This is a genomic window from Neobacillus sp. 19 (assembly GCF_049463095.1).
In the GTDB taxonomy this organism is placed as follows: Bacteria; Bacillota; Bacilli; order Bacillales; family Cytobacillaceae; genus Neobacillus.
This window is the reverse complement of the sequence record NZ_JBMPZU010000022.1, coordinates 19,868-46,153: the sequence shown is the minus strand read 5'-3', so window position 1 is coordinate 46,153 and position 26,286 is coordinate 19,868. Positions and strand designations below refer to the sequence as shown.

The 26,286-nt window shown below is 38.5% G+C and carries 25 protein-coding genes and 1 other RNA gene; 5 read left to right on the top strand and 21 right to left on the bottom strand.

What is annotated here, in order from left to right:
- Nucleotides 1-13: 13 nt before the first annotated feature.
- The 8 genes from ACO1D1_RS05515 to ACO1D1_RS05480 form a co-directional block, all read right to left on the bottom strand.
- Nucleotides 14-1,939: an ATP-dependent DNA helicase gene (locus tag ACO1D1_RS05515; RefSeq protein WP_149870753.1), complete on the bottom strand. Its 1,926-nt coding sequence runs from the start codon at nucleotides 1,937-1,939 to the stop codon at nucleotides 14-16.
- 47 nt (nucleotides 1,940-1,986) lie between these two features.
- Nucleotides 1,987-3,126 (bottom strand): THUMP domain-containing class I SAM-dependent RNA methyltransferase, encoded by a 1,140-nt coding sequence (locus tag ACO1D1_RS05510; protein WP_149870754.1) that lies wholly within the window; start codon nucleotides 3,124-3,126, stop codon nucleotides 1,987-1,989.
- A gap of 173 nt (nucleotides 3,127-3,299) precedes the next feature.
- Nucleotides 3,300-3,699, bottom strand: an RNA gene (rnpB, locus tag ACO1D1_RS05505) — RNase P RNA component class B.
- 79 nt (nucleotides 3,700-3,778) lie between these two features.
- The gene (gpsB, locus tag ACO1D1_RS05500) at nucleotides 3,779-4,081 is read right to left on the bottom strand and encodes a cell division regulator GpsB (protein ID WP_149872740.1); all 303 of its coding nucleotides are present in this window, start codon (nucleotides 4,079-4,081) and stop codon (nucleotides 3,779-3,781) included.
- 136 nt (nucleotides 4,082-4,217) lie between these two features.
- A complete protein-coding gene (locus tag ACO1D1_RS05495; protein ID WP_190284939.1) occupies nucleotides 4,218-4,775 on the bottom strand; it encodes a DUF1273 domain-containing protein in 558 nt (185 codons plus the stop codon).
- Between the two features lie 129 nt (nucleotides 4,776-4,904).
- Nucleotides 4,905-5,270 (bottom strand): CotD family spore coat protein, encoded by a 366-nt coding sequence (locus tag ACO1D1_RS05490; RefSeq protein WP_149870756.1) that lies wholly within the window; start codon nucleotides 5,268-5,270, stop codon nucleotides 4,905-4,907.
- 395 nt (nucleotides 5,271-5,665) lie between these two features.
- Nucleotides 5,666-6,943: a ribonuclease H-like domain-containing protein gene (locus ACO1D1_RS05485; protein ID WP_423335221.1), complete on the bottom strand. Its 1,278-nt coding sequence runs from the start codon at nucleotides 6,941-6,943 to the stop codon at nucleotides 5,666-5,668.
- Nucleotides 6,927-9,236, bottom strand: a complete 2,310-nt coding sequence (locus ACO1D1_RS05480; RefSeq protein WP_423335220.1) for a DEAD/DEAH box helicase — start codon at nucleotides 9,234-9,236, stop codon at nucleotides 6,927-6,929. Before ACO1D1_RS05480 ends, ACO1D1_RS05485 begins: the two co-directional genes overlap by 17 nt.
- Before the next feature lie 197 nt (nucleotides 9,237-9,433).
- On the opposite strand from ACO1D1_RS05480, the gene ACO1D1_RS05475 reads away from it, so the two are divergent.
- The gene (locus ACO1D1_RS05475) at nucleotides 9,434-10,132 is read left to right on the top strand and encodes a Crp/Fnr family transcriptional regulator (RefSeq protein WP_423335219.1); all 699 of its coding nucleotides are present in this window, start codon (nucleotides 9,434-9,436) and stop codon (nucleotides 10,130-10,132) included.
- Nucleotides 10,133-10,173: 41 nt separating this feature from the next.
- Here ACO1D1_RS05475 and hcp read toward each other — a convergent pair whose 3' ends face one another.
- Entirely contained in the window at nucleotides 10,174-11,472 is a 1,299-nt protein-coding gene (gene hcp, locus ACO1D1_RS05470) for a hydroxylamine reductase (RefSeq protein WP_423335218.1), read from the bottom strand.
- Between the two features lie 268 nt (nucleotides 11,473-11,740).
- Between hcp and ACO1D1_RS05465 the strand changes: the two genes are divergently transcribed.
- Nucleotides 11,741-12,145 (top strand): Hsp20/alpha crystallin family protein, encoded by a 405-nt coding sequence (locus ACO1D1_RS05465; RefSeq protein ID WP_423335236.1) that lies wholly within the window; start codon nucleotides 11,741-11,743, stop codon nucleotides 12,143-12,145.
- A gap of 55 nt (nucleotides 12,146-12,200) precedes the next feature.
- Here the strand turns inward: ACO1D1_RS05465 and ACO1D1_RS05460 are convergent, their stop codons facing one another.
- The gene (locus tag ACO1D1_RS05460; protein WP_423335217.1) at nucleotides 12,201-12,749 is read right to left on the bottom strand and encodes a YppG family protein; all 549 of its coding nucleotides are present in this window, start codon (nucleotides 12,747-12,749) and stop codon (nucleotides 12,201-12,203) included.
- 191 nt (nucleotides 12,750-12,940) lie between these two features.
- On the opposite strand from ACO1D1_RS05460, the gene yppF reads away from it, so the two are divergent.
- Nucleotides 12,941-13,150, top strand: a complete 210-nt coding sequence (gene yppF / locus ACO1D1_RS05455) for a YppF family protein (protein WP_149870762.1) — start codon at nucleotides 12,941-12,943, stop codon at nucleotides 13,148-13,150.
- A 34-nt stretch (nucleotides 13,151-13,184) separates the two neighbouring features.
- Here the strand turns inward: yppF and ACO1D1_RS05450 are convergent, their stop codons facing one another.
- The 3 genes from ACO1D1_RS05450 to ACO1D1_RS05440 all read right to left on the bottom strand — a co-directional run bounded on the left by ACO1D1_RS05450 (nucleotide 13,185) and on the right by ACO1D1_RS05440 (nucleotide 15,222).
- Complete coding sequence (locus tag ACO1D1_RS05450; protein ID WP_423335216.1) at nucleotides 13,185-13,541, bottom strand: YppE family protein; 357 nt, start codon at nucleotides 13,539-13,541, stop codon at nucleotides 13,185-13,187.
- A 71-nt stretch (nucleotides 13,542-13,612) separates the two neighbouring features.
- Nucleotides 13,613-13,897: a hypothetical protein gene (locus tag ACO1D1_RS05445; RefSeq protein WP_423335215.1), complete on the bottom strand. Its 285-nt coding sequence runs from the start codon at nucleotides 13,895-13,897 to the stop codon at nucleotides 13,613-13,615.
- 347 nt (nucleotides 13,898-14,244) lie between these two features.
- Nucleotides 14,245-15,222 carry a DUF2515 domain-containing protein gene (locus tag ACO1D1_RS05440; RefSeq protein ID WP_423335214.1) on the bottom strand — a complete coding sequence of 326 codons (978 nt, stop codon included), beginning with the start codon at nucleotides 15,220-15,222 and terminating at the stop codon, nucleotides 14,245-14,247.
- A gap of 191 nt (nucleotides 15,223-15,413) precedes the next feature.
- Here ACO1D1_RS05440 and recU point away from each other — a divergent pair, with 191 nt between their 5' ends.
- Entirely contained in the window at nucleotides 15,414-16,025 is a 612-nt protein-coding gene (recU, locus tag ACO1D1_RS05435) for a Holliday junction resolvase RecU (RefSeq protein WP_423335213.1), read from the top strand.
- Between the two features lie 17 nt (nucleotides 16,026-16,042).
- Nucleotides 16,043-18,643 (top strand): PBP1A family penicillin-binding protein, encoded by a 2,601-nt coding sequence (locus ACO1D1_RS05430; protein ID WP_423335212.1) that lies wholly within the window; start codon nucleotides 16,043-16,045, stop codon nucleotides 18,641-18,643.
- 20 nt (nucleotides 18,644-18,663) lie between these two features.
- Here ACO1D1_RS05430 and ACO1D1_RS05425 read toward each other — a convergent pair whose 3' ends face one another.
- From ACO1D1_RS05425 to dinG, 8 genes are all read right to left on the bottom strand, one after another.
- Nucleotides 18,664-19,023, bottom strand: a complete 360-nt coding sequence (locus tag ACO1D1_RS05425; RefSeq protein WP_423335211.1) for a YpoC family protein — start codon at nucleotides 19,021-19,023, stop codon at nucleotides 18,664-18,666.
- The gene (nth, locus tag ACO1D1_RS05420) at nucleotides 19,016-19,678 is read right to left on the bottom strand and encodes an endonuclease III (RefSeq protein WP_149870769.1); all 663 of its coding nucleotides are present in this window, start codon (nucleotides 19,676-19,678) and stop codon (nucleotides 19,016-19,018) included. Before nth ends, ACO1D1_RS05425 begins: the two co-directional genes overlap by 8 nt.
- 60 nt (nucleotides 19,679-19,738) lie before the next feature.
- Nucleotides 19,739-20,422, bottom strand: a complete 684-nt coding sequence (locus ACO1D1_RS05415; RefSeq protein ID WP_423335210.1) for a DnaD domain protein — start codon at nucleotides 20,420-20,422, stop codon at nucleotides 19,739-19,741.
- Between the two features lie 148 nt (nucleotides 20,423-20,570).
- Nucleotides 20,571-21,770 carry a pyridoxal phosphate-dependent aminotransferase gene (locus ACO1D1_RS05410; protein WP_149872742.1) on the bottom strand — a complete coding sequence of 400 codons (1,200 nt, stop codon included), beginning with the start codon at nucleotides 21,768-21,770 and terminating at the stop codon, nucleotides 20,571-20,573.
- A gap of 32 nt (nucleotides 21,771-21,802) precedes the next feature.
- On the bottom strand, nucleotides 21,803-22,276 hold the full coding sequence (locus ACO1D1_RS05405; RefSeq protein WP_149870771.1) for a DUF5590 domain-containing protein: 474 nt from the start codon (nucleotides 22,274-22,276) through the stop codon (nucleotides 21,803-21,805).
- Between the two features lie 12 nt (nucleotides 22,277-22,288).
- Entirely contained in the window at nucleotides 22,289-22,459 is a 171-nt protein-coding gene (locus tag ACO1D1_RS05400; RefSeq protein WP_149870772.1) for a YpmA family protein, read from the bottom strand.
- A gap of 122 nt (nucleotides 22,460-22,581) precedes the next feature.
- Nucleotides 22,582-23,433 (bottom strand): hypothetical protein, encoded by an 852-nt coding sequence (locus ACO1D1_RS05395; protein ID WP_149870773.1) that lies wholly within the window; start codon nucleotides 23,431-23,433, stop codon nucleotides 22,582-22,584.
- A 50-nt stretch (nucleotides 23,434-23,483) separates the two neighbouring features.
- Nucleotides 23,484-26,285, bottom strand: coding sequence for an ATP-dependent DNA helicase DinG (dinG, locus tag ACO1D1_RS05390; protein ID WP_423335209.1), 2,802 nt, complete (start codon nucleotides 26,283-26,285; stop codon nucleotides 23,484-23,486).
- Between the last annotated feature and the right edge of the window lies 1 nt (nucleotide 26,286).

Here is a 26,286-nt window from a genome sequence, read left to right as displayed (position 1 = left end):
GAGCTTCCATTTTTTATCCTTCTATGGGTTCGGTCGGTAAGACAGCGGTGATACTCTGTAATACGGTTGGATCGATATCTTCATCTATCATGATATGAACTGTTCCCCTGTCTGTTTCACTGCGAATTAATCTCCCTATGCCTTGACGCAGGCGAAGGAGCATATATGGTAAATCAACCTCAAGGAATGGATGGTCTACCCCATCCCTCTTAGCTGTAAAAACGGGATCATTTGGCGGGAACGGAAGGGAAAAGACCAATACATTTTCAAGCGATCTTCCTGGAATGTCAAGCCCTTCCCAAAGATGAATCGAGCAAAGTATAGCATGCTCCTCATTTTGAAACTTGGAAACGAGCGTGCTGATTTCTTCGTCCCCTTCAAAATAAACAGGATATGGTAATACTCCCGGCAGGTGTCTTTTAAGATGAGACAGTTCTTCTTTATTATTTAATAGAATTAAGGCTCGTCCCTCGGATTGATGAATGACTTGAGTTAGATAATTTATTTTTTCTGCAATGCTTTCTTTTGAAAATCTTGGAAGATAGACTTCCATGTTTTCATCATAGGCAAATGGCGAAGCAACAGAAAACGATAAATAATCCTTTATACCAAGACTATTTGCAATATAATCAAATGACTTTTGATTTGACAGTGTCGCTGACGAAAAAACAAATGGCTTTTTCTGTGAAAACACCTCTTCTCGCATCACTTCTTCGACCATTTTTGGCATAATCACAAGTGTCCGTTCGCCCCTGCTCTCTTCAAACCAGGTGATTCCGTTCAATTCTTGAAGGAAAAGTGATAATGAATAGGTAATCTGCTCTAAATACTCCTCAACAATCTTTAAATCATACTCATTTATGACATATAACTCACTTTCAAAGACAAGTTCTTCCTCCAAGGATTGAAGTGTTGACAGTAACTTCCTGCAGGTTTTTAAAACTAAAGGATGCTTCGAAATAATTTGTTTCTCAGATCCCTTTGCATGTGCAGAAAATTGAGAGATTGTCTCAAAAAATGCCTCATTTTCTAAAAGTGCTTCTTCTATTGTGTATAATGTTTTCTCTCTGACTTCGTTTTCCATCAGCCTAGTAAGCAAAGTATCCAAGGTATAATCAGTAAACCGGTAACTTAATGCTTTTTGTGCAGCAAATTCAAGCAGATGGCCCTCATCAAATACAATGGAAGAATGGTCCGGCAACAGCGGCAGCTGCCCTTCCCGCTTTCTTGATTCCTTCGTCCAAATATGTTCCATATAGAAATCATGGGAGCAGATAATTAAATCAGTCGAATGCCTGTAATATTCCCTGTGCAGAGTTAATCCGCAGCGGTGGCGCTTTTCACAGGAAAAGCAATCCTGAAGAGGATCCCAATTTACATTGCTCCATATTTCATCAGACAAATGCGGAAAATCACGTCTGTCTCCGTATTTTTCAAAAGACTGCATCGAGCCGCCCGTGTGAATAAAGTCGGGCAGCTTTAGATACAAATCGGAAATCTCATCTGAAAAATCGTTATTCCGAACCTGATCAAGCTTTTTTAAACACAGGTACTGATCACGGGATTTAGCCAGGCGAACATCAATATTTAACCCGAGTACCCTTTCGAGCTTTGCAATATCTCCCTCTTTTTTTACCAACTGCTCTATAAGTGTCTCATCTGCACATGCAATGACGGCTGGCCTATTCGTGTAGCGGGCATACATGATTGCATACAGTAAATAAACAATTGTTTTCCCTGTCCCGACTCCTGCTTCGGCGAACATTATTTTTTTATCCTTGAAGGCCTTTTCCAATTGGAAGGCCATATAAATTTGTTCGTCCCTTAGTTCGAAGCCGGCATCAGGCAAAATATCATAGAATAGATCGCCAATCCATTCTCCTAATTTGTCATAAAAGGACTCAGTCTTGGAAACTTCAAACGGTATCCGTTTTTGCATAATCTACCTCCCCAATGAACCATTTCATTACTTGATAATTATTTCGGCTAATCCTGACGAGGCGGCCGTTTCCCCCAATATTGATATAAATCTGTCCGGATAAATCCGTTAAAAAGTTTTCGTTTCTTTGTTGCCGGCTTTCCATATAATTGTTCAAACTCTTCATTCGAGGTCATGATATAAATCGACCACGTATCAAGATTGCTGAATGCCCGACCCATTTCTTTGTACATCTGTTCGACAGCCATTTTATCCCCTAATCTTTCACCGTATGGGGGATTCCCGACAATGACACCGTATTCTTTATTCGTAGAAATGTCTCTGACCTGCATTTGTTTAAAATGAATTAAATCACCAAACCCTGCTTCAAAGGCATTCTCCTGAGCAATTCTAACCATCCTATGATCAATATCAGAACCTGTTATGTCTAGTGGCTGGTCATAATTTGCCAGGTCTTCTGCTTCAGTTCGAGCCTCATCCCAAACCTTGGGAGAAATCCAATTCCAACCCTCTGAAACAAATTCCCGATTAAAGCCTGGAGCAATATTTTGACCAATCATTGCCGCTTCAATGGGGATAGTACCAGAACCGCAGAAAGGGTCTATAAAAGGACGATCTGCTTTCCAATTGGTTAACATTACTAGGGCGGCAGCGAGTGTCTCCTTTAATGGTGCTTCCCCTTGGTCGATTCGATAACCTCTCTTATGAAGGCCCTGACCGCTTGCATCAATCGTAATCGTCGCCACATCCTTCAGCAAGGCAACTTCAATACGGTAAAGAGCTCCATTTTCCTCAAACCAAGTACTTCGCTTATAGTGCATTTTTAGACGTTCTACAACTGCTTTTTTGACAATCGCCTGGCAGTCTGACACACTAAAAAGCTTTGATTTAACAGATTTTCCAATGACGGGAAATTCCGCATCCTCAGGCAGGAATTTTTCCCATGGCAGTGCTTTCGTCTTTTCAAATAATTCATCAAAGGTAAATGCTTTAAATTCGCCAACCTTGATCTTGATTCTGTCTGCCGTTCGAAGCCATAAATTACTGCGGGCAATGGCAGTTTCGTCCCCCGTGTATGTTACCTTCCCATTCTCTACTTCACAGTCGTATCCAAGCGACCTTACCTCTTTTGCAACCAAAGACTCTAGTCCCATTGCCGCCGTAGCGATTATTTGATAATTTCCCATATTTTCACCCTTAAGTATTTTTCAATTGTTATGTATCTGTCCACTTCTGAACAACGGTATATTCGCTTTCATTATTGACAAAAAGCAACGAAGGAATGCAATTAGAACCAATAAAAAAGCTCCCCATATCAGGAGAGCCGTTAAATATCCAGCAAACATTCCCATTAATAACGTTCTGTAAGCCATGTTCTGTACCATAGTACTGCAAACGACTTTCGTCTCGTACTTAGGTGGTAATCATCTATCTACAGATTCACTTAGGAATCTGTCCTTCTCCTCGTTCAATTCCTCAGAGAAAGCGCCCCTACCATTATTTGGGTTTCTCGCTCGTGGGGTTTACCCGTTCCACCCTTTCCATTTCTGGAAAGGCTACGTCACTGTGGCACTTTTATAGGTATTCATACCATATCCGAGAAGGACTTAGGTATTTTCCCGGCCGTCAGCTGGGTTTACACCCAACTGCCCTAGCTTATCGTTTCGCTAGGCACGAACACTACAGGCATCTCAGCCTGTGCGAGCATGGACTTTCCTCAACAATTCGCATTAAGCTTATTGCAGCGATTACCCGAACGTCATTAATGATACTTTATTATTATATGTTTTTCCTGCTGTTTATTCAATGGTTTTTATTAGTAAATTGAGGAACAAACTGTCATTCGTATAATTTACTGCCAAAAACATGCTTTTCTAAATTGGATAATCGTTTTAAAATATCAAAATTGGTCGTACCGGCAGGTTGTGCTGCAGGCTGTCTCTTTGACGAATCCTCAAGCTGTTTACGCAGCCTTAGATTTTCTTGCTGCAGATCCTCTAATTCCTGGTGGAACGTTTCATAATCTTTTATGATTAGATCCAAAAATTTATCAACATCTTCTTGTTTGTACCCTCTTACACCTGTTTTAAACTCTTTTTCTAAAATATCCTTAGCTGTTAATTTCACCTTATCAGCCAACATCCAAATCACCTCAAGTTTAGCCAATCATTACCTATTATTTTTTCAAAAATAAGTCCTTTTGTCAATTTTCTTTTGTTTTAAATAATAATGGTTAGCAAAATTACTTCATTATATGACTAAACAACTTAAACATTCGTTAAAAATCAGACAATTTATCTTGTTCTTCCTCTACAATCATTTGTAAGTCGTAAAAAGTAATTAATTCAATCGAATAGTGGTTGTTTTTTTGATATTCAACTGCTAGCTCATATACGTATTTCGGGCTTCCTTCCTTTTCCTGATCATAAAGAAGAAGGAGTCCGTCACTTTTTTCGACGAAAAATTGATTTTTCAAACGGAATTGCCATGGTTTCTCATATCCCTTTTTCGTAACAGAATCGATGTAATCAGCCCCGGCCAATACCGACGCATACCATTCCTTGTTTATTTCATTCCAGGTTGCTTCCTGATCAAGAAAAGGTGTGATCACCGCCAGTTTCAAATCTGGAAATTCATTTTGCAAGTCAAAAACAACCTCGGCCGCCCACAGCTCTACCCCTAATTGGCCGCTTATCAGCACCCATTCTAATCCTTCCTCAATTAAAGGAAGTAATGATTTCTTGATGGCGGTCTTAATAAATAGGGCAGACGGGTGGTCTTTTTTAAAAATTCCTAATTCAAATGGTTTGTAACCTGAAATTGCCAAAACTTTAATCAACAATGTTCCCCTTTTGCAAAAATATTTTAAAATGGACAAACATTTTTATAAAAAAAGCATAACATATAGTAAATAAAAATAAAAAAACAAGGGCTAAGAAGCCCTTGAAATTACCTTCATTCCTGTTTAAGGTCTAGGACCCATATATGGTCCAGGTGCAAAGCCTGGGGCTCCCATGCCTGGGCCTCCCATACCGAAGCCTGGACCTCCCATTCCAAATCCTGGGCCTCCTGCTCCAAAGCCTGGGACGGCATTAGCAGCTGGCATTGCACCAGTTGCACATGGGTTACAGCAGTTAATGTGCTGATTACATACCTCTTCACAGCATGATGCTGTTTGTGGACAGTAATGTTTATGTTGATACATGTGGTGATTCACCGTTGTAGTGTGTACTGGATGAATATGCGGCACCACCGTAGATGAGAATGTATGGTTCACAATCTGCTGTGTCGGATGGATGACTGGCGGCGCGAAATTAGTTCCAAGAAACATTATAAACTCTCCCTTCGAATATTCTGTTTACATTAACAGCCTATGTTGAAGGAGTTATTCTTGTACTAAGGAAAATACCTATTTTTAGCTTATCGGTAGTTATTAGGCCACATGCAAACTTCCGCATCAGCTATAACATCGAATAAAAGCTATCTTTTAAGCTTGTAAAAACGACGGCAGTCAGACACACAACAATAAAAAATAAGAATAATATCGCTTTATACATGTTACCAGCTCCATTAGGTTTTTAAAGGAGTTTTTTACAACCCAATTTCACATTTTACCTTTTTCTACACAGATAAACAATATGAGTTTGCTGGTTTTTAAGATTAATTTATTAAGATTTTGTGACAAAAGATTAAACGTTACCAAAAATCTTTTGAAGAGGATTAATTTTACCGTTTTTTGCGCTTATCCGGAATTTTAAGCAATTTTCGTTCCAGCCGTTTTAGTCTTATTTCAAACTGCTCCAACGTGTCACGTTTTTTTATATTTTCTGGGATTTTAGTTTGTGATAGTAGCAAGATCGCTTTTTGGCAATACTTTAAAGCAAGCTTGTAATTTATTATTCTATGCTCATAGATTTTGGCTAGCTCGAGTAATGCCTCTAACTCCATCCGATCATCACCACAATTAACAATATCATAAAATAATTTCCGCGCCATTTCCCAATTGCGTTCTTTTTTTTGCTGGTAAGCCAAAATGAGCTTTGCCTGAAAGGATGTAACATCATTGCCGACTGTAAGTTGGCTCAATACTTTTTCTGCTTCGTTTTTTTCTCCTATAGATGCAAACCAACGTCCAACTTCAAAGGATTCGATGCGTGTTTGCTTACGGTCGATCCCGCATAGTTGAAAAGTGAGATGTGTATATAAGGTAACCAGTGATAAGATGTCTATTTCGTTATGTTTTAGAATCCCAAGCATGCCATCCGGCTGTTTCCGTTCAACAAAATCAAAATAAATAATTGGGGCTAAAAATCCTGGAATATCATCCACTCTTTCTACCCCTAGGACCTCTTTTTCAACAATCGCTAATTTCATTCGCTCTAATTTATGCTTCCAGAGCCTTTTCGCTGCATGATAGAGATCGAAATGGCCAAACGCTGGCAGCTGTGGTACGTGCTCCCTAACCAACGTATGTCTTGTTCTCACTTGAGGCCAGTCAAATGATTTTCCATTGTAAGTAACAAGCGTGCGATAGTTCACTTTTTCCAAAAAGCTTTGATATAAAGGTACCTCTGCACCCGGATGAGGAAGGATATGTTGTCTGACGATTAGCTGGTCGCCAGAAATACTTGCGTATCCCAGGATAAAAATAGTATTTCCAACCCCGCCGCCCAATCCGGTTGTTTCTGTATCAAAAAAAAAGAATTCCTCCGCTTGGTAGCCTTCCGCTGATAAGGGATGGCTGACTGGATGCTTATTCCAAATAGCAATGGCAGTAAGAAAATCATGAAAACAGTAATGCCCATGCTGTTGAGATAATGGGTATTTCACTTCCCTTATTAAGCAATAATTTTCATCCATATAATAAGGGAAAACATTATTCTGTTCCCATTTTTCACGAAAAGGCACCTCGACTCGGGCAAGCTCAAAGTGTGGAGCCTTTTCAGGCGGTCCTCCAGCTGAAAGATGAGGCTTTAAGCGATTCAACTTACTTTTTAAAGACATGCTGCACTCCCCTTTCTGGGTTAGAAGGGTGTAGGAAGGCATCAATTATTTTCAAAGAATCTTTTTTCGCTGTCTCACTAATCGTTTCTGCACCAATACATGAAGGACATCCGGATTCACATTGACATCGGTTAATCATCTTTTTTGTTTCGGTGAATACCTTAGACATTCCGCTATAAATTTTTTCACTTAAGCCGATCCCGCCAGGATACCGGTCATAAAAGAAGATCGATGGTTTTTCATTATGATCTGCCTTCACTTGTGGAATCACGTGTATATCTTGGGGGTCAGCCATAACGAATAATGGCGCAATATGATTTAGAGCGTGCGCGGCCCCGACAAGTCCTTGCTCAAGGCGTTCATGCCCCATTTCTGCAAGCGCCTTATTCATAGAAATCCACGCAGCGCTTGTATGAAGTTCTTCTTCCGGGAGATGAATGGGTCCTGAGCCTATATTTTCATGGGTCTCGAATTTAATCTTTTTAAAAATCGTTGCCATTGCCCGCACACTAACATCTCCATAGCCAATTTCGACTTTCTCCATCCTTTGCAGCTTATCCACTTCCAACACTTTTAATTGAACAGCTAAATTTGCATCGGTAAAATAATCAACTGCTACTTCCCTGACAAACGCCTTTTTCTCTTCCCAATCAAGCTTTTCGACTTGGAATTGTCTGCCCTGATGTAAATAAATGGCCTCGTCATGGAGCAGCGTCATCGCCGAAAATCGATCCATTTCACCAATGACTTTGACATTAGCTGTTTCTGATTGATCAACAATGACGACATTTTCCTGTGATGCTGAACGCAAGCTAATATTATGTGCCGGAAAAGAATCATTCATCCAATACCACTTATCTCCATTTTGGTATAGTACTCGTTCTTCAGTTAAATATTCCAATAATTCCTCTGTCCCAACATTTCCAAACGACTCCCCCAGTTTAAATGGCAGCTCATAAGCTGCACATTTCATATGATCAATTAATATGATGAGGTTATCGGGGTTAATCCGCGCTGTTTCAGGACTTTTATGAAAAAAGTAATCCGGGTTCTGAATGATATATTGGTCAAGCGGGCTTGAACTCGCCACCATAATGACCAGGGCTTCCCCATGCCTTCTTCCAGCCCTGCCCGCTTGCTGCCACGCACTCGAGATCGTCCCTGGATAGCCTGTCATAATGCAAACCTGTAGTGATCCTATATCGACACCTAACTCAAGAGCATTCGTACTGACAACACCATAAATGTCACCTTGACGCAGGCCCTTTTCAATTTTTCTTCTTTCTGTAGGGAGATATCCACCGCGATATCCCATAATTGATTTAGAACCTAACTGGTTTTTCACTAATTCTTGTAAATAGGTCAAAATAATTTCCACGCGGACCCTGCTCCTGGCAAAAACTATCGTTTGAATTTTATTTTTTAATAGTTCGCCGGCGATTTTCCGAACCTCAAGCGTGGCACTTCTTCTAATATTTAACGGCTTATTAATAATCGGCGGATTATAGAAGAGGAAATGCTTCGTGCCACTTGGGGCACCGTTATTATCAATCAAGTGCATCTTTTCCTCGGTCAATCTCTCCGCTAGCTCCAGTGGATTGGCAATCGTTGCTGATGTACAAATAAACACTGGACTGCTGCCATAATAGCTGCAAATCCGCTTTAATCTTCTAATGACATTGGCCACATGGCTGCCAAATACACCTCGGTACGTATGGAGTTCATCAATTACCACAAATTTAAGATTTTCAAACAGTGATACCCATTTGGTATGGTGCGGCAGAATAGCTGAATGGAGCATGTCAGGATTAGTAATAACGACATGTCCTGCCTGTCTCACTCTTTGACGAATAGTTGCCGGTGTATCTCCATCGTACGTGTAGCTGTTAATATTGACCCCCGCAGCTTGAATCAATTCATTCATCTCACTCTTTTGGTCCTGGGCAAGTGCCTTAGTTGGAAACATATACAGGGCTCTTGCATTCGGGCTGGAAAGAATGGATTGAAGAACCGGAAGATTATAACAAAGTGTTTTCCCTGAAGCAGTTGGGGTTACGGCTACGATGCTCTCTTTCAGCATAATCTTTTCATACGCTGATTTTTGATGGGTATACAGCTTTTCAATCCCCCTGCTATGCAGAGCATTTATTAATGCAGGGTGCAGGTCATTTGGCAGCGTACTCGTTTGGGGCGGTTTTTCTGCGATAGTCTGCCATGTAACGATATTTTCTTTAAATTCATTATTTATCTTTAATTCATCCAAAATGTCTTGTAGGCTTTTTCTTAATTTCATATCCTCACCTCATTACTTTCCTATATTTTAACGAATAGACGTTCGACATTAAAGCAAAAAACAAAAATATCTTCTACCAATTAAAAGAAAAAACAGACGGACACTCTATTTATGTAAAATATAACATGAAGGAAATTAAACTATTAGTGAATTTTTGATACAATAGAGATAACAGAAATAAATTTGAAGGTGATTGAATGAAAATTGAAGAGATCAAAACGGTTCTTGCTGATTTCACCCTTTTTCGCGAACTAACCGATTTTGAATTAACAAAGGTTGCTGATATTGCGATAGCCAGGGATTGGAAAAAACAAAGCCATGTTTTCTTACAAGGCGACCCGCTGGAGAATGTTTATTTTATTTATGAAGGTAAAATCAAAATCTACAAAAGTGATGTCAATGGGAAAGAACAAATTGTTGCAATGGCAAAAAAGGGTGATATGTTTCCACATGTAGGCTTTTTTAGAAAAGGAGATTATCCTGCCTATGCGGAAGTACTTGAGCCTTCAACGCTTATTGCTGTTCCCATTTCAAAGTTTGAATCCGTTTTGATTGAAAATCCTGAGCTTTGCATTAAAGTATTTAAGGTGTTGGGCGAGAAAATTGTCGATTTGCAGAATCGACTAGAAGAACAAATTCTTAACAATACATATGAACAAATTGTTAAACTGCTGATTCGTCTGGCCCAAAATCATGGGATGGAGCAAGGAGATGGGACAATCCTTCTTAAGTCAGAATTCACCAACAAAGACCTTGCAAATATGATTGGCACCACAAGGGAAACAATTAGCCGGACGTTAACAAAAATGAAAAAGGATGAGCTGATCGAAGTAGACGAGGCCGGAAACATGATTGTCGATGTTGAAATTCTTATGGAAGAAATAGGCTTGATTTAAATTGGAAAACACCGCTGCTATGTAAGCCGCGGTGTTTTTGTTTATTTTACGGATAACTGAAGCATGTCTTCCATATCTTCTTTCGCTGTACTTATTAATTTTAGGTTAAATGTTTCTTGGAGAACCTTAAGTACTCCTTCTGAAATAAATTCAGGCGGTTTTGGTCCAATTCGAATGTCCTTTATTCCTAAACTGAAAAGCCCTAAAAGAATTGCAACCGCTTTTTGCTCAAACCATGACAACACAATACTAACGGGAAGGTCATTCACTTCGCAGCCAAAGGCATCTGCTAATGCCATTGCAATTTTTACAGTTGACCCTGAGTTATTGCACTGGCCTAAATCGATATAACGTGGAATAGTTGTCCCCGGAACAACTCCATAGTCCACATCATTAAAGCGGAATTTCCCACATGAGGTCGTCAAAATTATGGTTTCCGGCGGCAGCGATGTGGCCAGTTCACGGTAGTAATCACCTCCGTGACCCGGTGCATCACAGCCGGCAATGACAAAGAAACGCTTAATCTTCCCTGCTTTTACTGCATCAATTACTTCAGGTGCAATGCCTAGAACTGTTTCATGATGAAAGCCAGTAAGTAATGTTTCTTCGGAATCAATTGCTGCTTCCGGCAGTTGTAATGCTCTCTCAATTAAAGGAGTAAAATCATCGTTGATAATTTTTTCGACATCTTCTAGTCCTGCTACTTCATATGAAAACATTCTGTCAGCATACGTTCCTTTGATTGGCATCACGCAGTTTGTGGTAGCTAAAATAGCTCCAGGAAACTCTTCGAATAGGCGACGCTGATCGTACCACGCTTTTCCAATATTACCTTTCAAATGGGAATACTTTTTTAATGCCGGATATCCATGTGCCGGGAGCATTTCAGAGTGGGTATAAATATTTATGCCCATTCCTTCCGTTTGCTTTAATAATTCCTCTAAGGCAAATAGGTTATGACCCGTTACAACGATGGCTTTTCCTTCTATTTTGTTCTGACTTACACGAATTGGTTCAGGGATGCCTAGTCGGTTTGTATGAGCTTCATCGAGGATTTCCATAACACGAACAGCTGCTTGCCCCACCTTCATCGCCATGTCAATATGTTCCTGAACGTTAAAGTTAGAATTGGTTAACGTCAAATACAGGGCTTCATGTGTGGTCGAGTCGACAAATGGGTCTGTAACCCCAAGCTGATTCGCATGTGTGCGATACGCGGCAATCCCTTTTAACCCAAAAATAATCGTATCTTGTAAACTAGCAATTGTTTCATCTTTTCCACAGACCCCCATTACCGTACATCCGCCAATTGGGGTTTGTTCACATTGATAACAAAACATAAATTTCCCTCGCTTTCCTTACTTTACTGCTAAAGCATACAAATATAGGCATCTATTTAGTGTGATATTTATCACAAATATCACAGTTGTTAAAAATCGTTCAAAAAGTTATTACGATAATTTGACGGCACCTACCTAGATTTATAAGCATATTATAGGAAGTGAAATATTGGAAAGAGAGGGAAAAATGATGTCATCCATGCATCCGAGTGATAAAAACAACCCTAAAAAGCCGGTACCTGAACCATTTCGAGAATTAGTGAAAACAATGAATGATTTCTTCACCGAAAAACCAGTCCGAGGATTTTTACAAACGATAGATGATTTCTTTAAAACTCCGTTTCCCGTTTCGGCTGGATTTGATGTAGAAACAATTGAAAGTGGGAAAGAGCATATCATTACAGCTGCACTTCCTGGAGTGAAAAGAGATCAAATTCACTTAAATATTACTGGAAATTATATAACGATATCTATTGAAAATAATGAACTGGAAACTGTGGAAAATGACCAAAATCAAGTTTATCGTCGAAGTTTTATTCGACAACATTCATCAAGAACCATTTCTCTACCGCATGCGGTTAATGAAAAATTGGTAAAAGCTTCATATCGAGATGGCTTATTACAAATCCGAATCCCTCAAGAAAAAGGGAAAGTTATCGAAATTGAAGATTAACAAATCCCCAACACAGAAAAGACGGCTTTTTGGCAGCCGTCTTTCGTCTTTTTAATTATGCTTTAAAGAAGCCGCCAAACCCTTTAACAAGTGATGAAACTTGATTCACTGCATTCACCATTGTTCCCGCAGTATTGACCATTTTATTAAAGTCTACTGAACCGTCCTGCGACTTAAAGGAATTCATTAAAGATTGCATTCCTCCAGGTTGTTTTGGTATGACACTGTGTTTTGGATATGGGTTCATCATCGGGTAACCATTCATTGGCATATAGGGTTGTGGTTGATCCTTTGGCTGCAGCGGATTTTGAAATAGGAATTGTGAATCCTTTTGTGTATACTGCTGATTGGGATATGACACATTTTGTGATGCAAATCCGGGTTGAAGACTTTGAGCATATTGCTGCATGCCTTGCGGATAGTAAGGGTTTTGTTGTTGGATGGCCATCCAATCATAATATTGGGACTGTGATTGGTAGGGCATTGGTTGTTGATTTCTATAATTAGAATACTGGTTCCATTGTTGGCCAATAGGAACTTGGTGCATCATTTGCCCCGAGTATCCATAGTTAACATGATGTTTTGGTCTTTTTGTACCAAACATGGGCAAACATCTCCTCCACTAATATCTCTATTACAGGTTATGAAGGTTTGAAATAAATGGTGATTAGTTAGTTTGAAACTTTCGCCGTTGTCTAATTAAGAAGAATTTTGTCTGAAGTTTAAATATTTTAAAAACTAGAAATCCTTTTATTTCGTGTTACTATTAAAAAAATGATGAAGGAGGAGCTATTTATGGACATTCGCGAATTAAAAAGCAAATTTAATCAAAGTCGGGATTACAGTACAGATGACGTTAATGAATTAATGGATTTTGCTAAGAAAGCGTATATTCATAACGAAATTAGCATAAAAGAATATCGCCTGCTTGTCCGTGAACTTGAAAATCAAGGCGCGGTAATACCAAATACCGAAAATGAAAACTCCCTCATCCAAAATACTTAAAATGGTAAAAGAGATGCCGGGCAGCATCTCTTTTCTATTTATTGACCACTTTTATAATTTCTTGCAGAAAATATTCAACCGTACGCTGGGAATTTAAAAACCTAGTCTTACTTGTCTGCGGAAAAAAGGCTTGAATCGAAAGCTGTTCGATATGTTCTGCAGTTGTATCGACCTGTTTTACATGCAAGTGTTTTTGATTTGATGACGACAGCCATTTTTTCATGGCACTTTTCCACGCATCATTTGTTCCTTTTACTTCATTAGCAAATGGTTTAATAACCTTATGAAAATCATGAGTTACCCCTGCCTCTCTTCCCTCTTGATAATACACCAAAAATAATCGGTTATACCGTAAAAGGTTTTCCGTAAGCTGGAGAATTTCTTCAGACATCTGCGCTTGTCCTTTCTAGTACTTCAAAATAAAAAAGTAGCAAAGGATTATGATGCTACTTATTAATACTATTATTTTAGCGGTAGTGAATAGCCTAATTCAAGCTTTAATGATTTGGGAACCTGGTTTATGCTGAAATCAGGAATTTCCCCGTATTGGGTTGTATGAACAAATTTCTTCTCTAAAGCAGATAAACTTTGAACTGGCTCAGTTAATTTTCCATGTTCCTCATTATTCAAACGGATGCGAAGGTCGGAGAATGATGCTTCAAGAACTGACTCCAATTCTTCTAATTGATCGTATACGTCCGCCAGCATTGTAAGCAGTTTTTCCTTTTCGGATAATGGCTTATTCATTAATAAAACCCTCCTCGCGATAATCTATTAGGTATTATTCTCTTTCTTTTTATTGCTTCCTTCCCACTTGACAAAACTAGAAGAAGTTCGTCAAAGATAGTGCCAATCTGCATGAAGCTTGTTAACATTTCGACATGACTATTATTCCGCATGAAAATATCAATAACCGCGCAAGCTAGAATTGGAGGTGTTATTGATGTCAAACAAGAAAAAACAAACCAATAAACAAACACAATCAGAAGCAGCAAAAAGAGTTGGCTATGGTGACAAAAAAATGGAAGGACCGAATCGCCCTTCTACATAATGAGGCACCGATAAAAGAGCAAGGGCAACCATCCCTTGCTTTTTCATTTCCACTTATTAAATTCAAATACCTTTTGAAGTGCGAGTAATAATTGAAGCTGATTAGATTTTGCAAAGTACCAGTCTGTAAGATGGATGGGATGATGATGTCGTGCTTTTAAATGCAGCCATGCTGGAGAGACTTTCCTCTGCTTACTCCAATCCTCATATGTGTGCCGGTGATGTGAAATAATAGGGAAACTCGTCCGGAGAAGTGGTGTTTTATGATTCAGCTTTATTTTAAAATATTGTTCATAATCGTATCTTGACCCGGTATGCGGGGTCTTTTCCGCAAATTCCAGAAAATAAGGGAACAACCTGGGATGGAAAAGGATACTTGACAGTCTTTTCCCCAGATTAATTCGTTTTGATAGTGATTTGAAGCCATTTACACTTGCGCCATAAACTTCCCCGCCGCATGTTGGAAACAGAACACAACTAAAATGAAACCAATCTTGAAAAGAAAAAATCATCGAATGAAATACCTTTTTATTATAAACTGGATGTTCAATGACAGGCGTTTGAATTACATTTTGCTCATTTATGATTAATGCCGTTGTCAGCCGCTTCCGATCGTTCTCCTTCCAATATCGAGCCCATTCCTTTTGAATAAAAGCTGATACATTAAAATATGGAAGTAAATGAAACATTGGCTTATTTATTTTCGTCGAATATTGATAGAGCAATAACTGGGGGAATACATCATGGAAAATGAGCCAATTGGCCCTTTCATATGTTAGGAAAAGTTGTTTTCTCATCCCGGCATCAATTAGTTTCGGAAAAGTGGATCCGTTTAGATCACACATATTCCATCCTCCATTTCTTGACACCATACTTGCAAGAAAGGACCAAATGATATCAGGGTTCTTTTTAAAATAGTCAAAGTAAGCGTCCGTTCTCGAGATATTATCAATGTTTTTTTTCTTCGTTTCGCTTAGAATTTGACGGATGATTGAATGTTCCTGTATTGTAAGATGATTCATATTCTTCTTCCCTTTAATATTTAGTAGAGTAGGAGTAACATGGAATGACTAACGTTTCCGTAAAATGAATCATGCTAAAACTTGGTATTCAAGGTACAATTGTTATTAGAGTGTGTCAGTGAATGTAATTTATGCACGCCAATCTTGCTAAGATTTGATATGATTAGGGGTAGCTTGAGAGGTGTTTAATTATGACTGTTAATTATCCAAATGGAAAAAAGTATAAGCCAAAGGAACGTGAAAATGAAAATACCGTAAAAAGTAAAAAAAATGGCTCGTACAGCAATAGAGGTATGACACTTGAAGAAGATTTAAATGAAACAAATGAATTTTACCGTGAACGTAAAATTGCAGTCATACATAAGAAGCCTACACCGGTACAAATCGTCCAGGTTGATTATCCAAATAGAAGTGCAGCCGTTATTAAAGAGGCTTATTTTAAATTAGCTTCGACGACTGACTATAATGGGGTATACAAAGGTAAATATATTGATTTTGAAGCAAAGGAAACAAAAAACCCCATCTCTTTCCCATTAAAAAATTTCCATCCACACCAGGTGCAGCATATGGAAGAAGTAATGGATCAAGGAGGATATTGCTTTGTTATTCTAAGGTTTACCAGATTTGAACAGGTATATCTACTTGAAGCTAAACACTTGTTAAAGTACTGGAAAAGAATGATGGGTGGAGGCCGAAAATCGATTACAAAAGCGGAAATTGAACAAGATGGTCATTACATTCCACTTGGATTTCAACCAAGAATTGACTATATTAAAATAATAGATACACTTTTAGAAGGTTAGAAAGGAAGGAAATTTATATGGCTGAACAATATCAATCAAGAGAGGAGCGCCGAAAGAAACTCCAATCTAAAGGTAAGCCAAAAGCCAAGAAAAAAACAGGCGGGTTATTTAAGAAAATCTTCCTGAGCCTAGTGGTTCTCGGCATCGTTGGTATACTTGCAGGAGTTGGTACTTTCGCCTATTTAGTAAAGGATACTCCCAAACTTGACCCGAAATTATTAAAAGATCCAATCCCTTCAAAGATTTTAGATAAAGATGGCAAGCAAATTACCGAAGTCGGTGCCGTTAATCGCGAATATGTGAACTATAAAGATATTCCAAAAGTACTAGAAAATGCCGTTTTAGCTACGGAGGATTACCGTTTTTACAAGCATCATGGGATCGACCCCATTCGTCTTGGCGGTGCTGTATTGGCTAATTTCCAGCGTGGCTTCGGTGCAGAGGGTGGCAGTACCATCACCCAGCAGGTGGTTAAAAATGCCTTTTTAACAAAAGAAAAAACATTAAAACGAAAAGTGCAGGAAGCATGGCTCTCCTATCAGCTCGAGCAACAATACACTAAACACCAAATATTTGAAATGTATGTCAATAAGGTCTATGTATCTCAGAACAGTCACGGACTTGCGACAGCAGCAGAGATTTATTACGGCAAAGAATTGAATGAATTAACACTTGCTGAAGCCGCTCAAATTGCAGGGATGCCGCAAAGCCCTAATAATTATAATCCCTTTACGCATCCGGATTTAGCAGAAAAAAGACGCAATATTGTTTTGACGTTAATGGAGCAGCACGGATTTATTTCAAAACAAGAAATGGAAGATGCGAAAAAGGTTTCGGTTGCTGCTTCTGTTTTAAAAGAAGATCAGCGCACGGTCGATGAAAAACCTTTTGATTCCTTTGTTGATGCCGTAATTGATGAAGTGAAAGAAAACACAGATTTTGATATCTTTACAGACGGTTTGACTATTCAAACCACATTAGACAAGAATGCCCAAACCTATGTTTATAATATGCTAAATTCATCAGATATTATTAACTACCCTGATGAAGCATTTCAAGCCGGGATTGCTCTCCTCGATACAAAAACAGGTGAAATTCGGGCAATAGGCGGTGGCAGAAACCAACAGGTAAAACGCGGATTTAACTATGCAATTGACTCAAAGAGACAACCCGGTTCAACCATCAAGCCTGTTCTTGACTACGCTCCGGCAATTGAATATTTAAATTGGGGCACATATGAGATGATTGAGGATAAACCAATTACGTATTCCTCTGGGAAGAAATTTGGCAACTGGGATCAATCATATAAGGGACCAATGACGATTAGAACCGCTCTTCAATTATCACGAAACACACCTGCCGTTCAAGCCCTTCAGCAAGTGGGATTGGATAAAGCCAAAGACTTTGCTGTTAGTCTTGGCATCCCTTTAAAGGAAATTTATGAGTCTTATGCAATTGGCGGTTTTGGCGGGGATACGGTTGGTGTCTCTCCGCTTGAAATGGCAGGTGCATACAGTGCATTTGGTAATAATGGCTTTTACACCAAGCCGCACGCTGTCACAAAGATCACCCTGCGTGACGGTACCAGTATTAGCACCGCACCAAAACCAAAAGTAGTTATGAAGGATTCAACTGCCTTTATGATTACTGATATGATGAAGAGTGTTCTTGTTTCTCCAGGTACAGGAACAAGGGCAAAAGTACCTGGACTTCCAATTGCCGGGAAAACCGGAACAACAAACTATACAGCTGATGAAATGCAAAAGTGGAACATCAATAAAAGTGCCGTACCAGATGCATGGTTCACTGGCTTAACAACTAATTATACAGCCTCTATTTGGACAGGATATGAGAATCGGAAAACGCCAATAACAAGGGTAGAGGATCAAAGAATCGCCCAGTTACTATTTAAAAATTTAATGGCTTATGTATCAAAGGATATTGAAACTCCCGATTTCACTATGCCTAATAGTGTTCAAAAGGTCAGAATTGAAAAGGGTACAATGCCTCCGGTACTTGCCGGGGAATTTACACCGGATAATCAAATTATCACCGAATATGCCGTAAAAGGACACGCGCCTAAGAAGGTGTCTCAGAAATATAACAAACTTGAGGCACCTGCGAACCCATCTGCGAAATATGATGAAGCCAATAAAAAGATTGTCTTAACATGGGATTATAATAATCCAAATAACACAGATGTACAGTTTGATATCACGATTGATAATGCTTCTGCTCCGGGGCATCTTGTGCAAACTGAAAACAGCTTGACGATTCCTGCTAATCCAGGTGAAAAATATACCTTTACCATATTTGCGATTAGTGGAGATAAAAAAAGTGATCCTGTCACTACTTCCATTGACATTCCTAAGCCTGAAAAAGAAAAAGACCAAGGAGATCAAAACGGTGATGGAAATGAAGGTGATAATGGAAATGGGAACGGGAACGATAATGGTAGCGGGAATGGTAATGGAAACGGAAATGGAAATGGAAACGGAAATGGAAACGGAAATGGTAATGGGAATGGAGATGGAAACGGAGATGGTGGAACAATACCGCCAGCTACCCCTCCTGCCACCCCTTCCAGTGGACAGGGATCCGGATCACGAGAATCATAAGAACAGTCAAAAAAACAAGTCTAGGCTTTTGGCCTAGACTTGTTTTTTATATTTTTCTTTGCATATAGCTTTTCCAGTTCAACCATCAGCTCAGAAAGCTGTCGGTATGAATGATATAATCCTGGCCTTGCCATGATAAAGCCTAGTCTTTCGCCAATATTCACCGGCTTAGATGATAACTGATCAAAGTCGAGTGAACGATTGGGTATTGAAGTTTCATCATTTGTGTAATGTAAAAATTGAATGAATAAGGTAATTCCTTTTTCCATTAAATCATTTGCGTTTTTCTGATCTCGTTCACGGAATAATTGGTCAAGTCTTGCCTTCATCTGTTCCCATTCTTTCAATACACTAGATACTGCCTCTGCTAGATTATCCATTGACAGTGACCTTCCCCTTCATCCGTTTTTTCCCTTCTCTGCAAAGCTCGAGTAATGGACAGCTTGGACACTGGGGATTTTGCGCTTTACAATGATAGCGGCCAAAAAAGATTAAGCGGTGGTGGGTCACTGACCAATCCTCTTTAGGCACCTTCCTCATTAATGTTTTTTCAACTTCTAATACAGAATCCTTCCAACGGCAGATCGCAAGCCGCTTACTTACTCGTTCAACATGGGTATCAACAGCAATTGCAGGAATGTTAAAGGCAACGGACACAACGACATTCGCCGTTTTTCTGCCTACCCCAGGAAGCTTCGTCAGCTCATCACGATCCATTGGGAGTTCCCCGTCATATTCCTCAAGAATCATTCGGCATAAGCTCTGGATATTCTTTGCTTTATTCCGGTATAGTCCTATAGAACGAATATCATTTTGAAGTTCCTCAAGCGGAACCTTAAGATAGTCTTCCGGTGTTTTATATTTATTAAACAATTCCTTCGTCACTTTATTTACTAGTGCGTCGGTACATTGGGCGGATAGAGAAACAGCGATAACCAATTCGAATGGATTCGAATGGGTTAACTCACAATGAGCTTCCGGAAACATCCTTCCCATCTCATCTAAACAATAACGGATTTGTGTATTATTCAGCAAACATATCACCTGCTATTATATGAAATAAAACGAGAGAAGTTTTCTCTCGTTATGCTCTGTTTATTGCTCCAACCAGTTATAGAAAGGGACGGCCGGCTGATGTGATTCATCCTTGACGGGTCCTTTTGCCGTTTGTTTTTGTCGAAACTTACGGCCATGGTTTTTCGCTTGTTCAATGGTTTTAATGCCATTTTTCTTCCATTCGAATAGAATCCTATCAATATAACGAAAGTTTAGTTTTCCAGACATAACAGCTTCACGGAGAGCAGCTTTTATGATGATTGGATCATGATGATCATCATCCATCCACATCCCAAGGGATTCACATTCAAATGGAGATAACGGACGGCCAAATTCTTTCTCAAAACAAGTATATAAATCCGTTTCTTCAGATTTTTTCTCGACTTCCTTTGAAACTTTACTATTTTTCATAAATTGATCAATGAGTTTTTCCCACAAGGGTTTTACTGAATAATTCTCAAAACGAATTCCTTCACTGGAGTATTGATCAATAATTTCAATAAATCCTCTTTGAATTAGTCTTCTTAACATTTCATTACAATCAGATATTGAAATCGTCATCCGTGAAGAAAGCTCTTCGGGGGTAGGAAATTCGTTTCCTTTTTCGATGAAGGTAATAATATTTAATAAAAGAACAAGTTCAGTCTCGTTTAAATTAAGATTTCGATATTCCGAAAATAATAAAGAAGGAATAGATATATTCCCTTCCCTGCAGCCATGCATAAATAGTTGATTTCATTACTTGGACACCTCCTAGTTAGTATAACACGAACAAACTATTCGAGTAAGGGATAATAGGTATCCATTATTGGAAATAAACATGCAAAAAGCCTGCAACGCAGACTTTTTGTATGTTTATCAATGGAAATTATTATTGAACAAATTTCCCTTGGACCTTTGATTTTACAAACTGGTGAATCCTTGAAACTGCTTCCTCTAAATTCTCAAGGGATGTTGCGTAGGAAAGGCGAATGTTATCCGGTGTTCCAAATCCGGAGCCGGGAATTACCGCTACCTTTGCCTTAACAAGTAAGGCCTCTACAAAATCATCCACTTGCTTAAATCCTGTCATTTCAGCCGCCTGTTTTACATTTGGGTATAAATAAAAAGCTCCTTGCGGCTTGACACAAGTGAATCCGGGAATGGCAACCAATTTATCATAAATGATTTCCAATCTATTTTCAAATGCAAGACGCATTTCTTCAACTGGCTCCTGGGGGCCGTTGTATGCGGCAATTGCTGCATATTGGGCTGTTGTTGTTGGATTTGATGTACTATGGCTGGCAAGGTTTGTCATTGCCTCCACAAGCTGTTTATTTCCGGCAGCATAGCCAATTCTCCAACCAGTCATGGAATGTGATTTGGAAACGCCATTTATGACAATCGTTTGTTCCTTAAGTTCTGGTGAAAGTTCCGCAATAGAGACATGCTTTGCACCAAAATAAACAAGTTTTTCATAAATCTCGTCTGAAACAATAAGAATATCTTTTTCAAGACATATTTTGCCCAATTCTAAAAGTTCCTCTGCCGTATACAAGACCCCTGTCGGATTACTCGGGGAATTGATTATTACCGCTTTTGTCTTAGAGGTAATTGCCTGTTTTAATTGTTCAGGTGAAACTTTAAATTGATTTTGTTCCTGCCCTTCGATATAGACAGGAATACCGCCTGCTAATTTGACTTGTTCGGGATAGCTTACCCAATAAGGAGTTGGAATAATAACCTCATCCCCATCATTTAAGAGAACTTGAAAAAGTGTATAAAGAACGTGTTTAGCGCCATTTCCAACAATGATTTCATTTAGTTTGTAGGTTAAGCCTTGATCTTGTTCAAACTTCTTGATAATCGCCTGTTTTAATGCCGGTAATCCTGCGGAAGGAGTATACTTTGTATGTCCTGCATTCATTGATTGTGTGGCCGCATCTAAAATATACTGCGGCGTATTAAAATCAGGTTCTCCTGCTCCTAAACCAATGACATTTTCCCCTTGTGCCTTTAATTCATTTGCTTTTGCTGTAATGGCTAATGTTGTTGAAGGTGTAAGTGCCATCACCCGGTTTGCTAGTCTCACTGCCATTCCTCTTCCTCCATTCTCCAACGATCCTATAGATTTTCAATTTTTTTTAGCCATTCACCTGTTTCAAAGTGAACATAATAATAATTTATTAAATTATTTTCAGAACGATAGTAGATTTCCCATAATGGAATATTTTTCTCCATTCCTAACCGAACTGAAACAATTTTTTTCGGATTTTTTTCTTGCAAAAGTTTTTGAACAGCTTTTTCTTTTGATAATCCCTTTTTCGCCTTTTTGACAAATACTTTCTTACTCTTTTCAGGGATCCAAACGATTACTTGTTCGCCTTGTTTATTTTTTCCTTCAATCACGTATACTGTCTCGAGCCCATTATATATATGAAAATCCTGTACCTCACTAAATTGGACCTTATTTTTTGCCAACTCAATCGACTTTTTTTCCGCAGCTTTAACTGGTTCTACTGAAGAAAAATATATTTTTATTGCTATCCCTAAAATCACGATTAAAACGATTACGCTTGAAATAATCCACTTTTTCATTGCTTCACTTCTTTATGTACGATATATGGTAAATATTGCTTTACTTTGATCTTCTTGGTCAAGGGCTAGTCCAAACATAAGATCCTTTTGTTTTAATGTACGATTAAGGGCATCAACAATTTTATATAAATCTGAGCTGTATTGAATTTTAACCGTTGATAAAACCTCGATTTTACTCTCCATCCATATTTCTCCTTCTTTCTGTCATAACAATGATTTTGAAGAATCTATTTCATTATTATAACAGGATAAGTCACAATGTGTTGCGATTCTTTACTAAAATTTTTTCATAAACATACTAGCAATTATTCTTTCTCCTCTACCGGGATGGTAATGACTTCATAGTTTGAATCAGTAAATTTTATTGAGATGGTTCCATGTTTTTTTGTCGAATACACCTCAGACCATATACCATGCAGATCATGAAGAATATTCGGATTCGGGTGATGCTCTTCAGCTGTAAAAAGGATTGAGATCTGCGGATTAAGATTTTGAATTAATTCATCCGATATAGGGTTTTCCAATTTACTATTAGGAATTTTAAACACATTGACGTCCTTAAGATCCTTTTTTAAGAGACTTTGCTCTGCACGCTGACTAGTAGAAGTCATTAAAAAAATGTTATGCTCGAAAAAGTTCAACATTAAATCCATTCCTTCATGTTGATGATTTCCGATGAATTGTACTACAGCAGTCATCTCAGGAAGTATTTCTTTTTGATCCCCCATTCCCCAAGTCATGACGGAAATTTGATTGGATTGATCTAAATTCTCTGTCAGCAATGCTGAAATTTCTGGAGTGGTGATAATTTTCTTTATTTTATATTTCTCTATAAAGTCGTTTATTTTATTAAAAGATAGTTCGTGCCCATCATTTGTTAGGATTAGGGTGGAAATTTCTTTTACATTATAAAGTGAAAGCCATCCTTCTAATTCCGCCTTTGTCCCTTTTCCGCCAAAATTAACCAATATATTTTCACCATTTGAGCCTTGAATAAGTGTGGCTTCACCTGCCGAGAGACCCAAAAATGTTACAGCAGCCTGGTGTTCCTTTATATTTAAATCAATACCCTCAACTTGACTAGAGATAGTTGTTTCAGCCTTTGCATACAGGCCGCTTGGAATAAATACAGCCAAAATAATAAGCAATATTCTCATACACACATACCTCCTAAATAGTACTAGTATGTGTGATTTTCCAAATTTTATCATAACCAAGTTTGAATATGCTCTACTAATTCAATAATCTTTCCCTTTTTCACTGGGATTGTTGGGATTGATTGTAAAAAGGATTTACCATATTTGGTAGTCACAATTCTTTTATCAAAGACAAATATGATGCCGCGGTCATTTTCTGTCCGAATTAATCGGCCAAATCCTTGTTTAAAGCGAAGAATGGCTTCCGGGAGCGAATATTCGCTAAATGCATTGCCTCCTTGCTTTACGATCAATTGACATTTCGCTTCTGTCAACGGCTCGTCCGGAGGGCTAAATGGGAGCCTTACAATGATAAGACATGATAAGTCCTCACCGGGAATATCCACACCTTCCCAGAAACTGCTGGTTCCCAGTAGAATAGCCTTATCATAACGTTGAAAATTCCTTGTCAGCCTTGTGCGGCTGCCACTTGTAATTCCTTGAGCAATAAGAACATACTCATTTAAAAATCCACTTTCCTTAATCAACTCATGCGTTTTCTTCAGCATATCATAAGCAGTGAAAAGGATTAGCATTCTTCCTTTTGTTGCCTCCGCAATCGTGATAATATGTTCTGTAATCGCAATCACGTACTCGTCCATAGACACAGTATTTATTTCCGGCAAGTCTTCGGGAATGAGAAGCTGTACCTGATCTTTGTATTGGAACGGTGAAGGGATTGTCATCTGATTCGTTGAAATTGGATCAAGTCCAAGTTCCTGCATGATATAATGAAACGATTGATTAACAGATAACGTTGCAGAAGTCAGCACAACTGCCTTTTTCTTCTGAAAAAATTTCTCTTTCAGCTGTTCAGCCACAAATGCTGGCTGGGCGATAAACGTTGTTATATTTTGCGGTGACCGTGTATCCATTTCAATCCATTTAACATCCTGTGATTCTTTAATAAAACAGTTAATTACTGTATTTCGCAGTTCAGCAAGGTCATTAACGAATGTATTAATTTCTTCCATTTTACTTTCAGCCGTACTCGTAAATGATTGCTTTCCTTTTTGAACCCATTCTAGGCGTTCGATGATAGCTGCGTGTAAATCTTTAAGTAAAAAGGCAAATCTTTCGGCACTATGAACGAGCCCATCTTTTTCCTTCCCACGATCAGTTTGATTAAATCTCACTTTAATTCGTTTCATTCCCTTTTTGTTTGGAAGCTTCGTTTTTGCGAAAAGAGCAATTAATTTAAAGAATTCATCCATTTCATAGGTAATGTCCATCACCATTTGATTTAATTTAGATGGTGAAATATGTTTCGTTCCTTTTTTAGGAATGGATGATAGAATCTTCTCTAATTCATAAAAGAGCTGTTTTTGTTCATAAATTCCAAATTGACCGATAAGCATCCGAGTAGATAAATAATCCAATGAATGGCCAAAAAAGTGGCTCGCCACTTTTTCAAGGTGATGACCTTCATCAATCACAACATAACTCGTTTCAGGTAATATGGATCCTTCACCTTTAAGATCACTTAACAATAACGAATGATTAGTAATAATAATATCGGCAGCTTGTGCGTTGCTTTTTGCTCTTAAATAAAAATCTTGGTCTTTCCAGCTGTTATTTTGTAAAAAAACAGTTGGTTCATCCTTAATCTTATTCCAATAAATCAGGCCGCCGCTTGAAAGATTTAATTCATCTTTATCACCAGTTTCCGTTTCAGTCAGCCAAACGAGGATTTGCATTTTGGTTAAAGTCGTATCATAATTATCGGTTTCATCCATCAGCGTCTGATGAAACTTTGCTAAACTTAAATAATGATTCCTTCCCTTTAGAAGAACAGATCGTATCTTAAAAGGAAGAATTTTAATTAAAAGCGGAATTTCGTTTTTTAAAATTTGTTCCTGCAGCTGAATGGTATGTGTGCTCACGATAATGGGAAGATGGTGCTGCTTTGAAAAGCAGGCAATTGGTAGGAGATATCCAAGCGATTTACCAACTCCTGTTCCAGCTTCGATTAAGGCATGCCTTTGATTTTGAAATGATTCGTAGACTGCATCCATCATCTGAAATTGACCAGACCGCTTTTCAAAGAATTGAAAACCGTTTTTAATGAGCGCAATTTTGTCTTCTGCGCTCGAAGGATATTGTACATCCATTTTCTCTGGCGCTTTTTGACTTTCAATAGAACTCTTCTTTAATGCAATCTCATTATATATTTCAATTGACTCTGGTAATTTCTCCTGCTTATTGCTCATCATGTCGATCATTTCATCTAAAAGTTGCTGCAGATCACTTTTTAACCCTCCGGATAAATGGGATAGCTGCCTGATTGTAAGATGCGGCAATAAAGAAAACCGTTTTAGCAGAATCAAAAATAATTCAGCCGTTACCTGTGCATCACTATCTGCTTGGTGCGGCCGGTCATGATTCAGCTTCTCCTTCTCAGCCAAGTCAGTAAGCTTATAGCCGTCCGCTGTGGGATAGAGAATTCGAGCCATTTCCACTGTATCTAAAACAGGACCAAAAAAACCTTCACAACCAGCCTGGATTAATTCTTCCTGAAGAAAAGATAGGTCAAATATTACATTATGGGCAACAAAATAAGCATCAGCCAGCAACGCTGTTACCTTCTCAGTTATTTCAGAAAACAAAGGTGCGCCCTTTACCATTTCATCATTTATCCCGGTTAATTCTTCAATAAATGCTGGAATCGACTTTTGAGGATTGATGAGAGACGAAAATTTTTCCGTGATCTGTCCGTTTTCTACCACTACAGCCGCAAATTGAATAATCTTATCACCTTTTTTTGGGAGGTTACCTGTCGTTTCCAAATCAATGACAACAAATTTATTTAACATT

Excerpts from the sequence above, each read along its gene's own strand:
- ACO1D1_RS05465 (WP_423335236.1), top strand. The coding sequence starts at position 11,741 with ATGAATGATTTCTTCACCGAAAAACCAGTCCGAGGATTTTTACAAACG.
- ACO1D1_RS05475 (WP_423335219.1), top strand. The coding sequence starts at position 9,434 with ATGAAAATTGAAGAGATCAAAACGGTTCTTGCTGATTTCACCCTTTTT.
- ACO1D1_RS05510 (WP_149870754.1), bottom strand. The coding sequence starts at position 3,126 with ATGGGAAATTATCAAATAATCGCTACGGCGGCAATGGGACTAGAGTCT.
- ACO1D1_RS05490 (WP_149870756.1), bottom strand. The coding sequence starts at position 5,270 with ATGTTTCTTGGAACTAATTTCGCGCCGCCAGTCATCCATCCGACACAG.
- recU (WP_423335213.1), top strand. The coding sequence starts at position 15,414 with ATGACTGTTAATTATCCAAATGGAAAAAAGTATAAGCCAAAGGAACGT.
- gpsB (WP_149872740.1), bottom strand. The coding sequence starts at position 4,081 with ATGTTGGCTGATAAGGTGAAATTAACAGCTAAGGATATTTTAGAAAAA.
- ACO1D1_RS05430 (WP_423335212.1), top strand. The coding sequence starts at position 16,043 with ATGGCTGAACAATATCAATCAAGAGAGGAGCGCCGAAAGAAACTCCAA.
- yppF (WP_149870762.1), top strand. The coding sequence starts at position 12,941 with ATGGACATTCGCGAATTAAAAAGCAAATTTAATCAAAGTCGGGATTAC.
- ACO1D1_RS05400 (WP_149870772.1), bottom strand. The coding sequence starts at position 22,459 with ATGGAGAGTAAAATCGAGGTTTTATCAACGGTTAAAATTCAATACAGC.
- ACO1D1_RS05515 (WP_149870753.1), bottom strand. The coding sequence starts at position 1,939 with ATGCAAAAACGGATACCGTTTGAAGTTTCCAAGACTGAGTCCTTTTAT.
- dinG (WP_423335209.1), bottom strand. The coding sequence starts at position 26,285 with ATGTTAAATAAATTTGTTGTCATTGATTTGGAAACGACAGGTAACCTC.
- ACO1D1_RS05425 (WP_423335211.1), bottom strand. The coding sequence starts at position 19,023 with ATGGATAATCTAGCAGAGGCAGTATCTAGTGTATTGAAAGAATGGGAA.
- ACO1D1_RS05445 (WP_423335215.1), bottom strand. The coding sequence starts at position 13,897 with ATGAATAAGCCATTATCCGAAAAGGAAAAACTGCTTACAATGCTGGCG.
- ACO1D1_RS05480 (WP_423335220.1), bottom strand. The coding sequence starts at position 9,236 with ATGAAATTAAGAAAAAGCCTACAAGACATTTTGGATGAATTAAAGATA.
- ACO1D1_RS05485 (WP_423335221.1), bottom strand. The coding sequence starts at position 6,943 with ATGTCTTTAAAAAGTAAGTTGAATCGCTTAAAGCCTCATCTTTCAGCT.
- ACO1D1_RS05450 (WP_423335216.1), bottom strand. The coding sequence starts at position 13,541 with ATGTCTGAAGAAATTCTCCAGCTTACGGAAAACCTTTTACGGTATAAC.
- ACO1D1_RS05460 (WP_423335217.1), bottom strand. The coding sequence starts at position 12,749 with ATGTTTGGTACAAAAAGACCAAAACATCATGTTAACTATGGATACTCG.
- hcp (WP_423335218.1), bottom strand. The coding sequence starts at position 11,472 with ATGTTTTGTTATCAATGTGAACAAACCCCAATTGGCGGATGTACGGTA.
- ACO1D1_RS05440 (WP_423335214.1), bottom strand. The coding sequence starts at position 15,222 with ATGAATCATCTTACAATACAGGAACATTCAATCATCCGTCAAATTCTA.
- ACO1D1_RS05405 (WP_149870771.1), bottom strand. The coding sequence starts at position 22,276 with ATGAAAAAGTGGATTATTTCAAGCGTAATCGTTTTAATCGTGATTTTA.
- ACO1D1_RS05395 (WP_149870773.1), bottom strand. The coding sequence starts at position 23,433 with ATGAGAATATTGCTTATTATTTTGGCTGTATTTATTCCAAGCGGCCTG.
- ACO1D1_RS05415 (WP_423335210.1), bottom strand. The coding sequence starts at position 20,422 with ATGCATGGCTGCAGGGAAGGGAATATATCTATTCCTTCTTTATTATTT.